Origin of the sequence: Tunicatimonas pelagia, from assembly GCF_030506325.1 — a bacterium.
Taxonomy (GTDB): domain Bacteria; phylum Bacteroidota; class Bacteroidia; order Cytophagales; family Cyclobacteriaceae; genus Tunicatimonas; species Tunicatimonas pelagia.
This window is the reverse complement of the sequence record NZ_CP120683.1, coordinates 1,431,658-1,448,028: the sequence shown is the minus strand read 5'-3', so window position 1 is coordinate 1,448,028 and position 16,371 is coordinate 1,431,658. Positions and strand designations below refer to the sequence as shown.

The following is a 16,371-nucleotide window of genomic DNA, read 5'->3' as shown; positions in this document are numbered from 1 at the left end:
TGTTCTTTCTATTCTAATTCTGATATGATGTGTATCCGCATTCTACTTCCTCACAATCGTAAAATCTACGCGGCGGTTTTTGCGGCGTTCTTCTTCAATGGCGTTGCTGGCGATGGGTTGGGTGCCTCCGTAGCCTTTGGCGGTCACCCGATCAGTATCGGCGCCTTGTTGAATCAAGTACTCCCGAACCGCTTCGGCTCGCTGGCTGGATAGCTCTAGATTTAGATCGGCTCGGCCTCGGTTGTCGGTGTGGCCACCTACTTCAATGGCTACTTCGGGATTTTCGTCTAGAAAGTTAACTACTTCATCTAGTCGTTCGCTAGAACCGGGCAGCATATCGGCGGTACCTCGGTCGAATAGTACGTTTTCTAAATTAACCGTGGAACCTACTTCAATGGGAGTAAGCTGGTAATTGCGTTCCAGTGTGTTTGCTTCTGAAGTTGCAGCCAATAAAATTTTATCTCGCTGGCGAATGAACCCTTCCGCTGCTACGGATAATTCGTAGTTATCGTCCAATGGTAACGAAACGCTAAATACACCTTGGGCATCGGTCTGTACAGTCTCGACTAAAGTAGTGTCGTTGCGAACTGATTGGACTACTAGCTCAGCGTTTAATGGCTGTTGGGCTTTTGTGTTAATCACTTTACCCGTAATAGTAATCATTGGTACATCGGGCTCTTCTGGAACTTCCTCAACTACTTCTTCTGGTTCAGAATCAGCAGTATTTTCAGCTACAAGTGGGGGATTAGGTAGTGGTTTTTCTTCGGGAATATCCAGTGCAGAATCGGCTTCGGCCAATATTTCTTCGTCTTCAGGATTAACTCTGACTTTCACAACATCAGCCATACCATCGCTATTTTGAGTAGACGATAAATAGGCATAATCGCTGTTTTGGGGAATGCCATAGTACAGTTCAGTACCGGGAGTATTCACGGATGCTCCTAGATTCTTAGGGTTCGACCAACTGCGCCAGGAATCGTCTAGCCGAACTGACATAAAAATATCCCTGCTGCCAAAGCCCTCGTAACCATTGCTAGCAAAAAATAGGGTTTTCCCATCGGGTGCTAAAAAGGGAGTCATCTCCTGGTACGCCGTATTCACGTCGTTACCTAAATTCTTCGGCTCCGACCAAGAACCATCACTTTGTCTAAACAGAACGTATAAGTCCTCGGCTCCCCGTGAATCATAAGACTGCAAAGTCGAGAGCATAATTTGACCACTAGCGTGTAACGAACCACTCTGGTGTTTAGACTTGGTGTAGTAATACGGAATCTTCACGGCTTCAGGAGTATTCCACTGATTCTTTTGACCACTGGTCATAGAAATTCCCTGAGTAGTCGGCCTCTTATTTCCATCTAGATAGTGCCCATGAATGTAAGCCGTTTGCTCATTAGCAAAACCAATAATTCCGTTGTAGAAACGATTATTAATGGATGTTCCTCCGTGTGTAGCTTCTCCCCACTGACCATTGGCTTGTAAATCGCTGTACCAAATATCACCGGGGTCGGTAACACCACCTACGTTTTGTGGATGGTACTGCCGAACGAAATATAGCGTTTTCCCATCGGGACTAAGTACTGGAGCAGCTTCGTTAGCCGATGAATTCAGATTACCCTCTAGCTTTTCGTGTTCGCTTTGAGAATTGGCATTGAAATAACAGCAGATCAAAAATAGAAAAAAAGTGTATCTCATAGGTCGCAAGCAATTAACAATGTGCAATGTACAGTGAACAATTAGCAATTAACAATGTGCAGAGGGCAATTAGCAATACAACAAAGAATAGAATACAGTAGACAACTGCATTTTGTGTTTCCTTCGTTGTTCATTGTACACTGCTAACTGTACATTGTTAACCGTTTACAATAATCGTACAACCAAGTCTTACTTAAATCATTTCACTTCGGGTTACTAGCAATTAGGATAGGAAGTGATATTTTTGGCAGCCTAACCAAGCCTACTACTACCTAACTATGGACTTATTTAAGCTACGGGAAAACCAAACCACCGTACGTACTGAAGTAGTCGCCGGACTGACGACTTTCTTCACGATGGCCTATATTATCTTCGTGAATCCCAGCATTTTACAGCAGGCTGGGATGGATTTTAATGGAGTATTAATTGCTACCTGTGTAGCCGCCGCAGTAGGCACGCTGATGATGGCGTTGGTTGCGAACTACCCATTTGCCCAAGCCCCCGGCATGGGATTGAATGCCTTCTTTGCCTTTACCGTAGTGCTGCAAAATGGCTTTACCTGGCAGCAGGGATTGGCCATTGTTTTCATTTCGGGAGTGTTCTTTATCATTCTGACAGTTACCGGAGCCCGTTCGGCAATTGTGCGAGCGTTACCAGCAGCAGTGCGCTACGCTATTCCGGCAGGTATTGGCCTGTTCATAACGCTAATTGGGCTAAATAATGCGGGAATTGTTCGGATGAATCAGGGTCCCATTATTGACATTATCTTAGGAGCTGAAACCTTGGAAGTGGGCGCACTCATTGAGCAGATTCAGCAAGCCCCACCCCAAATTCTGGAGATGGGCAATCTGGGTTCGCCGTCGGTACTGGTCGCCTGTATTGGTTTGATTATTATTGGTATACTGTACGCACTGAAAGTTCCCGGAGGAATTTTATTTAGTATTATTCTTACTACAGTAGTAGGCTTACTATTTGGGATTACTCAACTTCCAGAGAGCATGAGTATGGCGGATGTCAGTCTTTCTAAAACTTGGTTCCAACTAGATTTTGCCGGATTATTCAGTACTGAGAATCGTAGCTTAGGACAAGTAATTGCTACGCTGCTGGTAGTAATAATTTCCTTTTCAATGGTGGATCTGTTCGATACCATTGGGACGCTGATTGGTACCGCTGACAAAGCTGGTTTTTTAGATGAAAAGGGCAACTTACCTCGTATGAAACGATCATTGCTGGCTGATGCCCTGGCTACTACGTTCGGAGCGTTGTTGGGTACCTCTACTGTGACGACCTACATTGAAAGCAATGCCGGAATAGTGGCCGGAGGAAGAACCGGGCTTACCGCACTAGTAGTAGCCATTCTGTTTTTACTTTCTATCTTTCTAGCTCCTTTAGCCGGCATGGTTCCAGCAGCAGCTACTGCTCCGGCCTTGATTCTTGTCGGAATGCTCATGATGCAATCCATTCAAAAGATAAACTTTAACAATTTTGATGAAGCTCTTCCCGCTTTTTTAACAATGGTGCTGATGCCCTTTACTTACAGTATTGCCAACGGGATTGCCGCCGGAATTATCTTTTATGTATTGATTAAAGTGGTGAAAGGAAAGTTTAGTGAGATACCGATTGTACTTTATTTACTAGCGGGTCTTTTTGTGTTGAAATTTGTATTGTGAGGTTCTATGTGACTTAGCGAGATAACCACATAGGCACAGTAGGACACATAGACTGTTAGTTGGGCAAATCGCGAAATAGGTCGTTTACGAAAGTTTTTTGGCCTTCTTTGAAAATATTGGTGACATTGAAGTTGATTAAAATGCCTTTGGGTACTTGTAAGAGTTTCATGTAGGTCATCAACTGAGCACCGAAAACGGGAGCCATAGCTTGTACAGATTTCAGTTCAATCACAATACAGTCAGCAAACAGAAAGTCACAGCGTAACCCGGTATGTAAATCCAACCCCTTATAAGTAACCGGAACAATTAATTCACTCTGAAACGGATAGCGGCGAAGTATCATTTCCTGTTCCATGCAACGGTGATAAACACTTTCCAATAAGCCAGGACCTAACTGTTTATGCACCTCAATCGCTACACTAAGAATGTTATACGTATGCTCCTTAAGTTCAGCTTTTGTCATTCAATCATCAGCCCAACTACTATGCCCTGTGTGCCTACATGGTTATCTCTTTTACCCTAATAATTACATCCTATGGGCCCTACTGTATCTATATGTTAGTAAAAAGCATCCTCAAAGTGCTCGATCTCTAAGTCAGGCAGTAAAGTAATTGCTACAATATCAAAGCGAATCATTCCTTCCCAATTATTCTCTTGAACATAGTGGTCAGCCGCAGCGACGATCAACTCAGTTTGTTCGGGTTTGACAAATGTTTCGGGAAAGCCAAAGCTGGTATCGTGGCGGGTTTTTACTTCTACGAATACCAGTAATTTATCTTTTTGCACGATCAAATCAACCTCAGCTCGGCGGTAGCGAAAATTTCGCTTAACTAAAGTAAAGCCTTGCTGGTTTAGATAATTAAGTGCGATGTCTTCACCCCGTTGTCCGGTTTGCTGTTGAGAAGTTTTCGTCATTCGTTTTTTTATATTCGCAATTTTAGTAGGTTCAATCCCAAAATAAAAACACTATGCTACCCACCATAAATCCCACCACTACCCGGGCTTGGTCAGCTCTCAATGAGCATTTTCGTCAAATGAAAGACGTACATATGCGAACGCTCTTTCAGGAAGATGCTCAACGATTTTCCCGTTTCTCGCTCAAGTTTGAAGATACGCTGGTTGATTTTTCCAAAAACCGGATTACCGAAGAAACGCATAAATTGCTGCTGGATTTGGCCGAAGAGTGTAAACTACCGGATGCTATTGAGGCGATGTTTAGCGGAAAAGCTATTAATCAAACTGAAGACCGAGCAGTACTACACGTTGCCTTACGCAACCATTCTAACGATCCTATCCACGTTGATGGCGAAGACGTAATGCCCGATGTGAATGAAGTGCTAGATAGAATGAAAAGTTTTTCGGAAAAGATTATTAGTGGCGAGTGGAAAGGCTTTAGAGGTAAACCCATTCGCGATATTGTCAATATTGGTATCGGTGGCTCCGACTTAGGGCCAGTAATGGTTACCGAAGCGCTGAAACCCTACAAGAAAGAGCATATTGACGTACATTATGTTTCTAACGTAGATGGTACGCATATCAGCGAAGTACTCAAGCCGCTAAACCCGGAAACAACGCTGTTCGTCATCGCTTCCAAGACATTCACTACTCAGGAGACCATGACGAACGCTAACTCGGCGAAGGATTGGTTTTTGGCGCAAGCGAATGATGAAGAAGCGGTTAAGAAACATTTTGTAGCACTTTCTACTAATCGCGAAGAGGTAGAGAGGTTTGGGATTGACCCCGAGAATATGTTCGGCTTCTGGGATTGGGTCGGCGGACGGTATTCCTTATGGTCAGCTATTGGTCTGACGATTGCTTGCTCTATTGGCTTTGAAAACTTTGAGGAGTTATTAGCCGGAGGTCACGCAATGGATCAGCATTTTCGCAACACGGTTCCTGAGAAGAATATTCCAGTAACTTTGGCTCTGATTGGTATTTGGTATAATAACTTCTTCGGGGCGGAAACCGAAGCAATTCTACCCTACGATCAATACATGCACCGCTTTGCCGCCTACTTCCAGCAAGGCAATATGGAGAGTAATGGTAAGTACGTTGACCGTGACGGTGACCCGGTAGGCTATCAGACAGGTCCGGTTATTTGGGGCGAACCGGGTACGAATGGCCAACATGCATTCTATCAATTAATTCACCAAGGCACGAAACTAATTCCCTGTGATTTTCTGGCCCCGGCTAAGAGTCAGAATCCCATCGGTGACCACCACGCGAAGCTGCTGGCAAACTTCTTTGCTCAGACTGAAGCACTGATGATGGGTAAAACCGAAGAGGAAGCCGCGGAGGAACTACGTGACCAAGGGAAATCTGAGGAAGAAATTGGAAAGCTAGCTCCGTTCAAAACCTTTCAGGGCAATAGACCGACGAATTCTATCTTGTTTGAGAAGCTCACGCCCCGTACACTGGGCGCACTGCTTGCCATGTACGAACACAAAATCTTTGTGCAGGGGGTAATCTGGAACATATTTTCCTTTGACCAGTGGGGCGTAGAGCTTGGTAAGCAACTGGCTAAAAAGATTCTACCCGAATTGGAGGGCGACAGTACCGTAACTTCCCACGATGCTTCTACCAATGGCTTAATCAGTGCCTTTAAAAGTATGCGATAGTATCGGGTTAGAATAATCTTCTACTCAACGGCAGCTTGTTTTTTCATTAAATCACGGATCTCAGCTAATAGTTGAATGTCTTTGGGGGTTGGTACGCTTTTTTCGTTCTCATCTTCAGCTTTGCGCTTTAGAGAATTGATAAGACGAATCACGACGAAAATAGATAAAGCTATAATCAGAAAATCGAAGGTGACCTGCACTAAGGCTCCGTAGCCAATAGCTACCTGTTCTTGAATTACATCTCCGTTCGGATTCAATTCACGCGGGCGAAGTATCCACTCATATTGATTAAAATGAGCATTGCCAAACAGCAACCCAAACGGAGGCATAATCACCTTCTCTACTAGGGTGGATACAATCTTGTTAAATGCGGCTCCGATGATGATACCAACGGCTAGGTCAACGACGTTACCCTTTACCGCAAACTCCTTAAAATTCTGAATAAACTTGTTCATAATTACTGCAATGGTTTTGCAGCAACCAACTGTCAAGTTTACCAGGTGTTTAACAGGTAGTTGGAGAACTAACTTACTGACTTCTTAGAAATCAACGAGGAATTTCAAATAAAAAACTATTCCTTGAAAGTAGCGAACTGGATAGCATCTTTACTCCAAGGCGGGGCTTCGCGTAAAGCATTCAGTATCTCTTCTGGTTCACGAACGAAAGTCCACATATTGCGGTGTTCCTGCGCCATAAAGTTTTCGTCAATGCAGCGTTCCAGCATCGTTTCCAGCGGGTCGTAAAAGCCGTCAGTATTAAGAATCACGATTGGCTGAGTCAAGATACCCAATCGCTTCAAGGTTAGAACTTCCATCAGTTCTTCCAGGGTACCGCACCCGCCGGGTAGGGCAATCAGTCCATCTACTCCGTCCAGAAAGCGTTTTTTGCGTTCGTGCATATCGGCTACAAAGTGAAAGCGGGATACTTTTTTATGATGCAGCTCCACATTACGCATAAATTGCGGCATAATGCCAATTACTTCACCGTCGTGTTCTAGCACCGTATCGGCCAGTTTTCCCATTAGTCCTACCGCGCCCCCGCCGTAGACAACCTCTATTTGGTTTGTCACTAGCTGTTTACCCAATCGTTCGGTAGCATCAAAGTATTTTTGGTCAATTTTTGCACTGGAAGCGCAGTACACGCATACCCGGTTAATCTCATTCATAATTATTCAGACTTTGATGCAAAGTATAAATTAATTGGTGCGAACTGAGAGTACTTTTGGATTTTATTTTTGGGGGCAGAAATCCGGGATTTGGCTATGGGGTGCACCAATTTTTGGCGGCATAGCCGGAGCTACGACGGATAGAATTGGTAAAGTACTATTATCAAAGATGGATTTGTAGCCCAATAAAAAAGCGTAGCCAATACGACTACGCTTTTTGTGAGGGTAAATGTTGTTTCGGGATAAGGTTAGCGATTATTGAGCAGATAAGACGTAAAACTACGCCCATCTACTTTGGTATACTTAAAGTCTTCGTCGCCGTTGAACGATACATTTTGCATATTGAGTGGGGTGCGGAACTTGGCGTATTTAAAATTGGCTAGATTGTTAAAAACGGCTTCCTTAAAAGAAGCACCACGAGGAAATTCAGCATACTTAAAATCAGCTTCATCATCAAAAACTACTGCTGTAAAGTTAGTTTCTTCGGGAAATTCGGCGTACTTAAAGTTAGCTTCATCACTAAATACCGATTGGGCGAAAGAAGGAGCCTCAGAAAACTCGGCGTACTTAAAATTAGCTTCTTCCTCGAAAACGGAACCAGAGAAGTCAGATTCACCGGCGAATTCAGAGTATTTGAACTCACTACCTTCGCGAAAGGTGCATTTGCGGAACACCACGTCACCTTCAAAGTGGGCGATGAATGTATCTTCTTCCCGATCGTCGTGGTAATACGCGATTACATCGCCCAAAAAAGTGCAATTGATAAAGCTAATAGATGCCTCTACTACACTTTCGTAAGTATCATTGTTGCCGAAGCCAAACCATCCTTCCGACGACTCAGTACGTTCGCGAGTATCCAAGTTAGTTAAGTCCAGATCGCCGGAGATTTCTACATCTTGATAAGTGACGGTTTGCCCTTCATTAATTTGACGGATAACCTCATCGGCATCAACGCGCTGCTGGGCAATTCCAGCGGTAGCTAAAGCAGAAAGAGCAAATAAAATAATAGGTAAGCAAAGTAGTCGCATAGCACGAAAGAGTTTGAGTAACATAAGTTTGTATCAAAGCAAGTTCAATTGCTGTGCCAAGGCAAAAAAGTCCTCTGCAAGGCTTCCAACAGTGATTTGCGAGTAGCCTATTGTTCGCAAGCGAGCAAAAGTGTTCGAAAGCGAACGGTTAATTACAAATTCTGCCGATTTATCTCTTTGGTTGCGTGGTCTACGGCTCGGACAGTCAACGCCATGAAGGTAAGGGAAGGATTTTGATTGCCGACCGAGGTCATACAGGCTCCATCGGTAACAAATACATTCTTACAGACATGTAACTGGTTCCACTTGTTGAGCAGCGAGGTTTTGGGGTCATGCCCCATGCGTACTCCGCCCATTTCGTGGATGTCTAGGCCGGGGGCTTGTCCACTATCCATCGTGCGAATATCAGTACAGCCCGATTTTTCTAATATTTCACTACCTTGTTCTAGGAAATCTTTTAGTACTGCCTCATCATTTTCGGTATAATCAACGGAAACGACCAGTTGCGGAATGCCCCAGGCATCTTTTTCCGTGTCGCTGAGGCGAACATGGTTTTCGTACTGGGGCACAGTTTCGCCTTGCATCATCATGTATACTTGCCAGGGGCCCGGTTCACTTAGTCCTTCTTTCCAATCTGTACCAAAGCCTTCCTGAAGCATACCACGCTGCCAACTCTGGCGGGAAGCACTAAACGCCACCATGTATCCGCGTAGAAAATCTGTCTCCTGCCGGAATACATTGCGGAATGAAGGCATAAACGCCGTAGTGGGGCGCCGACCGTAGTAATACTGATCCTCAAAACCATCAAACGAGGCCAACATACTACCCCGATAATTGTGGAAAGCCACGTAGCGACCCAACAAATCATTATCGTTACCTAAGCCGTTAGGAAACCGGGATGAGGTAGAGTTGAGTAGTAATAAGTTGGTATTCAGAGCCGCCGCATTAACAAAGATAATACGGGCAAAGTACTCAATACTTTCGTTAGTCTCGGCATCAATCACCCGCACGCCTGTTGCCCGACCGTCCTGTTCATCATATATGATAGAGTGTGCTACCGAGTGGGGGCGCAGAGTCATATTGCCCGTTTTAGCCGCCCAGGGCAGGGTAGAGGAGTTGGAACTAAAGTAGCCTCCGTAGGGACAACCCCGGTAGCAGTAGTGCCGGGCTTGGCACTGCCCTCGTCCTTGTTGTAAGTGTATCTCCTGCGGTTCGGTTAGGTGGGCGCAACGGCCAATAATCACCTGACGGTCATCATAGCTCTCCTTGACCTTCTGCTGAATATGTTTCTCCAGGCAATTCAGCTCAAAGGGGGGCAACACCTCACTATCGGGCAGGTTTTTGATACCATCGCGATTGCCGCTGATACCGACGAACTTTTCTACGTGGGAATACCAGGGAGCTAAATCTTTATGCCGAATCGGCCAGTCCACCGCAAAGCCGTCGCGGGCGGGTGCCTCAAACTCGTAGTCGCTCCAGCGTTGGGTTTGTCTAGCCCAAATCAGGGATTTCCCCCCAGTTTGGTAGCCCCGAATCCAATCGAAGGGCTTTTCTTGTACGTAGGGGTGCTTATCGTCTTCTACAAAGAAGTGTTTGGTGTACTGATCGTATGCGTAGCAACGGTTAACGATAGGATTAGCTTCTTCGGCTGATTCGGGCATTCGTCCCCGGTAGGGCATTTCCCAGGGGCGTTTGGTAGTGGTGGGATAGTCCTGTATGTGTTTTACTTCCCTTCCCCGTTCTAGTACTAGGGTTTTCAGCCCTTTATCACAGAGTTCTTTAGCCGCCCAGCCCCCGCTAATGCCAGAGCCAATCACAATTGCATCGTAGGTGTTTTGATCTTGAGCCGTAATGTTAAGATTAGCCATAGGGTAGGGAGAAATGTGCAGTAGATGTAAATGATTTACCTAATACTGCTAGCGGTAGTATCTAGTAAATACTACTGTTAGCAGTAGTTCAAACCGAAAAGTAAGTAAGAATACTGTAGTAAACAACTTAGTAAAGACCACAAGCAGAATAGACTTCTGTTGCTAACTATTTACGACGGGCTATTAATACTATTTAGCTGACTGCACAACTACGCCGAGCATTTCTAGTTGCTGAGGATTTTGATCTAGGGCTACCCGAGCAATTCGCATAAAGCGACGCATCCAGAGTTCCAGATCATTAATAGCGTTATTTTTGTCTTGAGTAGCTACTTGAGCTTGCCCTTTTGCCTTTTTTTGTAGGCGCTGCAATCCACCAATCTGGGCAATTAGCTTACGGGTTTCTATTAGTTCTTTCTGAGGGACGTTGTATTTCTCCATTTGCTTGGCTACTACTGCAATGCGGGTGTAGAAACGCTGTACCTGCGTAAGCCAATCAGGCAAATTACGCTCTCGGGCTTGCCCTAGTTTTAAAGCATTCCAAAAAGTAGGATCATCTCGAAAAGCAATTCGGGCAATAGATAAATGAGTACTAAATAAGGTATCTACCTGTTGGCGGGCTTCGTTAAGTATTCGGGTGGCATCTTTAGCAGCCAAATGAGCATCTTCCTGTTGCATCATTAGTTCATCCAATGCCAATCGCATAGTCCGACCTTGCATGATCTTCTTTTTATCGTAACCGTATATTGCTAGTTGATCAAGAATTTCTGGGGTGTTTAGCGCATTGTCTACTGCTACATCTACCTGATTTAAAAAGTATGTCTCTTTAATCTTCACCATGCCTGATAATTTCGTGTATTCGCACAATAACACTCAAATATAGTATAAGCTACAGAAAAGTGTTTTTGGTTTTACTGCTAAACCTATTATGCGTAATATTTAGCTCAAATAAATTAAAAACACCCTGACAATACTTAGATAGACCTATACTAAAGCCAATTCTTGCGTAAGTGCTTATCCAAAATATTGCAACCAAATAACTATACTGATCGGAAGAGCAAAGCGGGGCTGCAAAGTACTTCCTCTTCGTTAGGGAGGCATTCAGAGGGGTTGCAATGCTCTTCCCTTTTAGTAGGGAATAGCAAAGCGGGCTTACAAAGTACTTCCTTATTAGCAGGGAGCATTCCATAGGGGCTACAATATAGCTCCCAGTTAGCAGGAAATTATTCCGTAGGTCTAACTACCGTTCCTAGTTAGTCGGATGGTATTTAACGGACGCTTTTAGCCAGATTAGTTATGGAGATACTTTTTTATAGACTTGCAACTTGCTATTTTATTAGCAGAACAGAGTAAAGCAGACCTAATTCATAACACTCTGCTTAGGAAAAAGTAGATACTACTAAATAGATAGTAACAAGTTTGCCGATTTAGTTTGTCGGTATCCATTGGCTAGCCAAACATGACAAATCTAATTGTACGTATAAAAAACATTCTTTTTTCGTAGCGAGGGTTAAAAACAGCATTTATAGAAAATCCCAAGCATCAAACAATCTATGAGACAAATAGAACAAGTAATTAGGCAAATGATACAAATCTCAGAAGCTGAAATACATGAGTTTTTGAGTCAGTGTTTTACTAAAAAGTTTGGTAGAAAGGAGGCGTTAAGCCATTCAAATCAAGTTCCAAATGAAATTTTTTTTATTAATAAAGGAATTGTTCGAGTGCTAGTTACTGACCAGCAGGGTACGGAACACACAATTCATTTTGCTTTAGAAAATCAATTTATTGCCGATTATTCTTGCTTCCTTCAGCAACAGCCTTCCATGTATACTTTACAAGCACTAGAAGAAACTAAAGTAGTTATTCTAACCCGATCTGCGGTTGAGTGGGGATATAAAAATTTAGTAGAAGGTGATAAACTAGGCCGGTTGATCGCTGAATTTTATTTTGTTTATCAAGACCATCGGATCAGGAATCAGTATACCCGTACACCTAAAGAGCGCTACGATACTATCACCGAGGTTTTTCCAAATATCCATAATCGGGTGCCCCAGCACATGATTGCTTCATATTTGGAAATTACTCCTATCCACCTAAGTCGGTTAAAAAAAGAGGGTCGGGAGAAAGTATAAACAAATGTTATCGTTTTGAAGGAGCACTAACAAATAACTTTGCCGTAGTTTAAGTATTAATTATGGCAAGAAAAATATCGCTCTTCTTCATCATCGCTAGTTTTTTATCTTCCTGCTACTCACTCGAGAAATCAGTAGAGGCTAGCTTACCTTATTCTGAGGAAATTAATTGGCCGAAGACTTATAAGCCTACTGAAGCTAAATTCTTTGTACATAACGAAATTGAAATAGAAGCTTCGCCAGACGTTGTGTGGAATATTCTAGTTCAGGCTGAAGCCTGGCCGGAATGGTACGAAGGGGCAAGTGAAGTCAACGTGCAAAATACTACAAGCGGAATACTGACTGAGCGTGCAATTTTTACTTGGCAAACGATGGGGTTAAACTTTACATCATCTATCCGAGAATTTGTTCCCCCCTATCGGCTAAGCTGGGAATCGGAAAAGAAGAGCATTACGGGGTACCATGCTTGGCTCATTGTTCCAACCGATACTGGATGCCAGCTCATTACTAGCGAATCTCAACGTGGCTGGTTAACTTTTTTCGAGAAGACGTTCCAGCCCAAAAAACTACGGCGGTTACATGATGTATGGCTGGCTGCTATCAAGGAGAAAGCGGAAAACAATAATTAAGGTTATGCTAGAAGTTGTTCAAGAAATCCGTACGCGAAATGAGCTACTGTATTACTTTGGTTTGGCAAATCTTATAGCGTCCATTTTGTTTTTAGTGCTTTCTAAAATTACTGACACCCAGGTCTACAATGTAAGTGCTTGGTACAAGCCGGCAAAATTTGCGCTGTCCACTACTTTCTTTTCTTGGTCAATGGCGTGGTATTGTTATTACCTAAAAAATTTCAATCCTACTTTATTCAGTTGGTCAGTCATTATTCTGTTAGGATTTGAGGTAGCCTACATTGCTACTCAGGCTGGTAGAGGGCAGTTATCACATTATAATACCAGCACTCCCGGATACGCCTTATTATTTTCCTTAATGGCAATAGCCGCTACCTTGGTAACACTATATGTTGCCTACATTTGCGTGTTATTTTTTAGGGAAGATTTTTCTGAATTGCCGATGTATTACGTCTGGGCTATTCGGCTAGGAATGATCATTTTTGTGATTTTTTCCTTTGAAGGTTTTGTCATGGGATCGAAACTCACTCACACTATTGGTGGTTCTGATGGTAGTGTGGGGTTGCCCTTTCTTAATTGGAGCTATACGTACGGTGACCTACGCATTGCCCATTTTATTGGTATGCACGCTTTGCAAGTGTTACCATTTCTTGCTTTTTATGGGCTTAAAAACACTAGCATTACAATTTGGGTAGCTGTTTTGTACGGTTTGTTAGCGTTATTTACGCTGGTACAAGCATTAATGGCTAACTCTTTTAGGATTGTATAAAAAATAAAAGACCAGCGCGCCAAAAGCACACTGGTCAGCCTAGTAAGCAAAAGTATTAACGTAACTACTCACTATCCAATATCATTTTACCACTGCTATTGGCACTAGCTGTTGCCTTTGGCAGCGAGTCCATCGCTCAAGCATGTTTGCCTCGTGAGGTGAAAGCCGGGTAAGTGCCTTGCGATATTCTCGTTCGTACAACTCTCGGTTAAAGCTCACTTTCTCTAGAATAAGTTTAGTGTAGGCTAACATACTCGGTTTCATGGGCTATGTATTTTAGTTTATGAATAGAATTTTATAGCGAAAATGGTCGTCGGAATGGCATACCCCACCGACGTATTCGTCCTACTGACATATCGGCCAATCGGCTTACCTGACGGTAGCGCGGTGCATCAACCGTAGTTGGTGAATTCTGACCTTTGTTCTCTGAGTTTCGCAGTATTGTATTTGAGTTTTTAAGGGTTAACAACATGATAGCTAAAATTTATTAGTTAATAGTATTACTATCATATACGAAAGCTAATATATAATGTTTGGAAATAAGATGCAATATTTGAGAACAATTTTTAGGGTTGTATTTTTACTGAATGATTTCTTACCGAAGTGCTTACGCTAATGAGGCTGAGACAATTGCTCGTTTGCACGCTGCTAGCTGGCAAAAACACTACCGAGGCATACTGCGAGATACATATCTTGACCAAGATGTTGCTGCTGACCGATTGCAACTGTGGCAGGGGCGGTTCCAGAATCCGAAAGGCAATCAGCACATTTTAGTGGCGGTAGATGGTGAAGAAGTATGCGGTTTTGCCTGCACCTATGCGGAAGACGATGCTCGCTACGGTGCTTTGCTCGATAATTTGCACGTTTTACCCCATTGGCAGGGGCAAGGTATTGGGTACCGATTAATGCAACTCACTGCTCAGTGGGTGCATCAGCGTAATTGTAATTCTGGTTTGTACTTGTGGGTGTACGAAGAAAATACAGCAGCCCGTAGCTTTTACGAACGGATAGGGGGCACAGTAGCCGAGACAACTACGGTAGAAAACCCAGGTGGGGGAGTAGCCTCAGTACTACGCATTATCTGGCCTGACCCATCAGCAGTGCTACCTACTTAGCTAATCTGAAAGCAAGAGATACAAGATAAAGGGTAGAAGGTGTAAGGTTGTCACTGTCTGATTATAAACCCTCTTACCTTCTACTCCTTACCCTTCAGGATTCCATTCCTGGTAAAATTGCGCCAAGAATTGCTCCATAAACTGATGGCGTTTATCAGCCAGTTGTTTACCAGTTGCGGTATTCATACGGTCTTTCAATAGCAGTAACTTTTCGTAGAAATGATTAATGGTAGGCGCCTGACTGCTTTTATATTCTTCGCGACTCATGTTTAGGTTAGGCGGTACGTTTGGGTTGTAGAGCGGTCGGTTGCGAAAGCCTCCATAGTGAAAAGTGCGCGCAATGCCAATAGCCCCCAATGCATCTAGGCGATCAGCATCTTGTACTATCGCTAACTCTGGTGAGTGAAACGTTTGCTGAAAATTCCCGCCTTTAAAAGAAATATGGCGTACAATATTGGTTACGTGCTCAATTATCGTTGGGCTAACTGCTTGCTCTTCTAAAAACTGTTGGGCGGTATGCGGGCCGATTTCCTCATCCCCTCCGTGAAATTTAGCGTCGGCAATATCGTGCAGTAAAGCACCCAGCTCTACCACTAATCGGTTGGCCGTTTCGGATTGGGCAATTTGCCGGGCATTTTGCCACACCCGATACGTATGCCACCAGTCGTGTCCCGCTTCGGCGTCCGCCAACGTAGATTGAACAAATTCAGTAGTTGTTTGAATGAGGTTGGTGCGCGTCATGCTCAGTGGTAGTCTATTTTTTTCAAAGTTCCAAACATTTTTATTGAGAAATGAGACATTATTCAACGTTTTTATTAAATTGATTAGCCAGATAACATCTAAATTATCCTTTTTAATTTTTTGCCATGAATTTACACGATGCACTCATCAGAGAAGACCAAAAACGGCAAGGAGTAATTAATGATCCTGCCCAGGAAGCCCAAGTACTGCTACAACAGCAGGGAATGCAAGAGGAAAAAGCCATTCGGCAATTAGGTTTAAAGCGAAGCTTACACCAAATTCATGATCCTAAACAACGATGGCTGAGACAGTGGTTGCTTAATCGGCAGTTCGATGGTGAGGTGTATCATGTAGATGATATTAAACAGGTTTGCGTGGCTTATAGAATGCGTATGCTCTCCAGTCGGCTGTACCACGGGCCGATTGATCCGGAGTTTGGTACTAAACTAAATCGGTTTCAGGAAGAACACGCGCTGAGTGAAGAAGATTTGGAGTACGATTTTTACATTGTGGCTCCGGCAGAAACATTTGATTTGGAACAACGCCAACGGCCGATCATTGATCCTTTACTGTTGTACCGCATTGATCAACATCACTTTAAGCTAGTACACCAGTGGGGTGACGATTTGCATCCGCTGCGCTACATTCGGTCGTGGCGGCACCGCAACTTAACCAATATGACGGTTTACTGGACGGTTGTTACGTTTTTGGTAACCATGCTGCTATTTGGGTTCTTAGCCGAGTCGGTAGTAAATGCCTTTACAATTGCTTCGGTATTCACCTTTTTAGTGGGTTGGGGTTTTTATTCTACCCTGCGGGATAACTTTGAAGAGCAAAAACATCGGTTTAGTTGCCATAACTGGAATCAGCATTGGACGTTTTAAGAGTTCAAAGTGCATGTACTTGACTTAAAACTGCAATTACTTTTGTAGTGTTTTGGGCGGATT

At 43.6% G+C, this 16,371-nt stretch carries 18 protein-coding genes; 7 read left to right on the top strand and 11 right to left on the bottom strand.

Annotated features, from left to right (window positions below; translation table 11 throughout):
* Window positions 1–42: 42 nt before the first annotated feature.
* Window positions 43–1,692 (bottom strand): OmpA family protein, encoded by a 1,650-nt coding sequence (locus P0M28_RS06040; RefSeq protein WP_302208747.1) that lies wholly within the window; start codon window positions 1,690–1,692, stop codon window positions 43–45.
* 278 nt (window positions 1,693–1,970) lie between these two features.
* On the opposite strand from P0M28_RS06040, the gene P0M28_RS06035 reads away from it, so the two are divergent.
* Window positions 1,971–3,362, top strand: a complete 1,392-nt coding sequence (locus P0M28_RS06035) for an NCS2 family permease (protein WP_302208746.1) — start codon at window positions 1,971–1,973, stop codon at window positions 3,360–3,362.
* A gap of 55 nt (window positions 3,363–3,417) precedes the next feature.
* Here P0M28_RS06035 and P0M28_RS06030 read toward each other — a convergent pair whose 3' ends face one another.
* Together P0M28_RS06030 and P0M28_RS06025 are read right to left on the bottom strand one after the other, a co-directional pair.
* Complete coding sequence (locus P0M28_RS06030; protein ID WP_302208745.1) at window positions 3,418–3,825, bottom strand: GxxExxY protein; 408 nt, start codon at window positions 3,823–3,825, stop codon at window positions 3,418–3,420.
* 95 nt (window positions 3,826–3,920) lie between these two features.
* Window positions 3,921–4,277 (bottom strand): YraN family protein, encoded by a 357-nt coding sequence (locus P0M28_RS06025; RefSeq protein ID WP_302208744.1) that lies wholly within the window; start codon window positions 4,275–4,277, stop codon window positions 3,921–3,923.
* A gap of 53 nt (window positions 4,278–4,330) precedes the next feature.
* Between P0M28_RS06025 and pgi the strand changes: the two genes are divergently transcribed.
* A complete protein-coding gene (pgi, locus tag P0M28_RS06020; protein ID WP_302208743.1) occupies window positions 4,331–5,980 on the top strand; it encodes a glucose-6-phosphate isomerase in 1,650 nt (549 codons plus the stop codon).
* A gap of 20 nt (window positions 5,981–6,000) precedes the next feature.
* Here the strand turns inward: pgi and mscL are convergent, their stop codons facing one another.
* The 5 genes from mscL to P0M28_RS05995 form a co-directional block, all read right to left on the bottom strand.
* Window positions 6,001–6,435, bottom strand: a complete 435-nt coding sequence (gene mscL / locus P0M28_RS06015; RefSeq protein ID WP_302208742.1) for a large-conductance mechanosensitive channel protein MscL — start codon at window positions 6,433–6,435, stop codon at window positions 6,001–6,003.
* 116 nt (window positions 6,436–6,551) lie between these two features.
* On the bottom strand, window positions 6,552–7,145 hold the full coding sequence (locus P0M28_RS06010; protein WP_302208740.1) for an LOG family protein: 594 nt from the start codon (window positions 7,143–7,145) through the stop codon (window positions 6,552–6,554).
* A gap of 248 nt (window positions 7,146–7,393) precedes the next feature.
* Window positions 7,394–8,173, bottom strand: a complete 780-nt coding sequence (locus tag P0M28_RS06005) for a pentapeptide repeat-containing protein (RefSeq protein ID WP_302208739.1) — start codon at window positions 8,171–8,173, stop codon at window positions 7,394–7,396.
* A 152-nt stretch (window positions 8,174–8,325) separates the two neighbouring features.
* Entirely contained in the window at window positions 8,326–10,041 is a 1,716-nt protein-coding gene (locus P0M28_RS06000) for a GMC oxidoreductase (protein ID WP_302208737.1), read from the bottom strand.
* A gap of 189 nt (window positions 10,042–10,230) precedes the next feature.
* Window positions 10,231–10,878 (bottom strand): PQLLE family protein, encoded by a 648-nt coding sequence (locus tag P0M28_RS05995; RefSeq protein ID WP_302208736.1) that lies wholly within the window; start codon window positions 10,876–10,878, stop codon window positions 10,231–10,233.
* A 743-nt stretch (window positions 10,879–11,621) separates the two neighbouring features.
* Between P0M28_RS05995 and P0M28_RS05990 the strand changes: the two genes are divergently transcribed.
* From P0M28_RS05990 to P0M28_RS05980, 3 genes are all read left to right on the top strand, one after another.
* Window positions 11,622–12,170: a Crp/Fnr family transcriptional regulator gene (locus P0M28_RS05990; protein WP_302208734.1), complete on the top strand. Its 549-nt coding sequence runs from the start codon at window positions 11,622–11,624 to the stop codon at window positions 12,168–12,170.
* A 62-nt stretch (window positions 12,171–12,232) separates the two neighbouring features.
* The gene (locus P0M28_RS05985; protein WP_302208733.1) at window positions 12,233–12,799 is read left to right on the top strand and encodes an SRPBCC domain-containing protein; all 567 of its coding nucleotides are present in this window, start codon (window positions 12,233–12,235) and stop codon (window positions 12,797–12,799) included.
* A gap of 4 nt (window positions 12,800–12,803) precedes the next feature.
* Window positions 12,804–13,568, top strand: coding sequence for a hypothetical protein (locus P0M28_RS05980; RefSeq protein WP_302208732.1), 765 nt, complete (start codon window positions 12,804–12,806; stop codon window positions 13,566–13,568).
* An 81-nt stretch (window positions 13,569–13,649) separates the two neighbouring features.
* Here P0M28_RS05980 and P0M28_RS05975 read toward each other — a convergent pair whose 3' ends face one another.
* Together P0M28_RS05975 and P0M28_RS05970 are read right to left on the bottom strand one after the other, a co-directional pair.
* A complete protein-coding gene (locus P0M28_RS05975) occupies window positions 13,650–13,832 on the bottom strand; it encodes a hypothetical protein (protein ID WP_302208730.1) in 183 nt (60 codons plus the stop codon).
* A 31-nt stretch (window positions 13,833–13,863) separates the two neighbouring features.
* Window positions 13,864–14,040 carry a hypothetical protein gene (locus P0M28_RS05970; protein ID WP_302208729.1) on the bottom strand — a complete coding sequence of 59 codons (177 nt, stop codon included), beginning with the start codon at window positions 14,038–14,040 and terminating at the stop codon, window positions 13,864–13,866.
* Between the two features lie 115 nt (window positions 14,041–14,155).
* On the opposite strand from P0M28_RS05970, the gene P0M28_RS05965 reads away from it, so the two are divergent.
* Entirely contained in the window at window positions 14,156–14,683 is a 528-nt protein-coding gene (locus P0M28_RS05965) for a GNAT family N-acetyltransferase (protein WP_302208727.1), read from the top strand.
* Window positions 14,684–14,770: 87 nt separating this feature from the next.
* On the opposite strand, the gene P0M28_RS05960 is transcribed toward P0M28_RS05965, so the two are convergent.
* Window positions 14,771–15,424 carry an HD domain-containing protein gene (locus P0M28_RS05960; protein WP_302208725.1) on the bottom strand — a complete coding sequence of 218 codons (654 nt, stop codon included), beginning with the start codon at window positions 15,422–15,424 and terminating at the stop codon, window positions 14,771–14,773.
* Between the two features lie 125 nt (window positions 15,425–15,549).
* On the opposite strand from P0M28_RS05960, the gene P0M28_RS05955 reads away from it, so the two are divergent.
* Window positions 15,550–16,308 (top strand): hypothetical protein, encoded by a 759-nt coding sequence (locus P0M28_RS05955; protein WP_302208723.1) that lies wholly within the window; start codon window positions 15,550–15,552, stop codon window positions 16,306–16,308.
* Window positions 16,309–16,371: the final 63 nt, after the last annotated feature.

Coding starts and splice junctions, on each gene's coding strand:
- P0M28_RS06040 (WP_302208747.1), bottom strand. CDS start 1,692: ATGAGATACACTTTTTTTCTATTTTTGATCTGCTGTTATTTCAATGCC.
- P0M28_RS06035 (WP_302208746.1), top strand. CDS start 1,971: ATGGACTTATTTAAGCTACGGGAAAACCAAACCACCGTACGTACTGAA.
- P0M28_RS06030 (WP_302208745.1), bottom strand. CDS start 3,825: ATGACAAAAGCTGAACTTAAGGAGCATACGTATAACATTCTTAGTGTA.
- P0M28_RS06025 (WP_302208744.1), bottom strand. CDS start 4,277: ATGACGAAAACTTCTCAACAGCAAACCGGACAACGGGGTGAAGACATC.
- pgi (WP_302208743.1), top strand. CDS start 4,331: ATGCTACCCACCATAAATCCCACCACTACCCGGGCTTGGTCAGCTCTC.
- mscL (WP_302208742.1), bottom strand. CDS start 6,435: ATGAACAAGTTTATTCAGAATTTTAAGGAGTTTGCGGTAAAGGGTAAC.
- P0M28_RS06010 (WP_302208740.1), bottom strand. CDS start 7,145: ATGAATGAGATTAACCGGGTATGCGTGTACTGCGCTTCCAGTGCAAAA.
- P0M28_RS06005 (WP_302208739.1), bottom strand. CDS start 8,173: ATGCGACTACTTTGCTTACCTATTATTTTATTTGCTCTTTCTGCTTTA.
- P0M28_RS06000 (WP_302208737.1), bottom strand. CDS start 10,041: ATGGCTAATCTTAACATTACGGCTCAAGATCAAAACACCTACGATGCA.
- P0M28_RS05995 (WP_302208736.1), bottom strand. CDS start 10,878: ATGGTGAAGATTAAAGAGACATACTTTTTAAATCAGGTAGATGTAGCA.
- P0M28_RS05990 (WP_302208734.1), top strand. CDS start 11,622: ATGATACAAATCTCAGAAGCTGAAATACATGAGTTTTTGAGTCAGTGT.
- P0M28_RS05985 (WP_302208733.1), top strand. CDS start 12,233: ATGGCAAGAAAAATATCGCTCTTCTTCATCATCGCTAGTTTTTTATCT.
- P0M28_RS05980 (WP_302208732.1), top strand. CDS start 12,804: ATGCTAGAAGTTGTTCAAGAAATCCGTACGCGAAATGAGCTACTGTAT.
- P0M28_RS05975 (WP_302208730.1), bottom strand. CDS start 13,832: ATGAAACCGAGTATGTTAGCCTACACTAAACTTATTCTAGAGAAAGTG.
- P0M28_RS05970 (WP_302208729.1), bottom strand. CDS start 14,040: ATGTTGTTAACCCTTAAAAACTCAAATACAATACTGCGAAACTCAGAG.
- P0M28_RS05965 (WP_302208727.1), top strand. CDS start 14,156: ATGATTTCTTACCGAAGTGCTTACGCTAATGAGGCTGAGACAATTGCT.
- P0M28_RS05960 (WP_302208725.1), bottom strand. CDS start 15,424: ATGACGCGCACCAACCTCATTCAAACAACTACTGAATTTGTTCAATCT.
- P0M28_RS05955 (WP_302208723.1), top strand. CDS start 15,550: ATGAATTTACACGATGCACTCATCAGAGAAGACCAAAAACGGCAAGGA.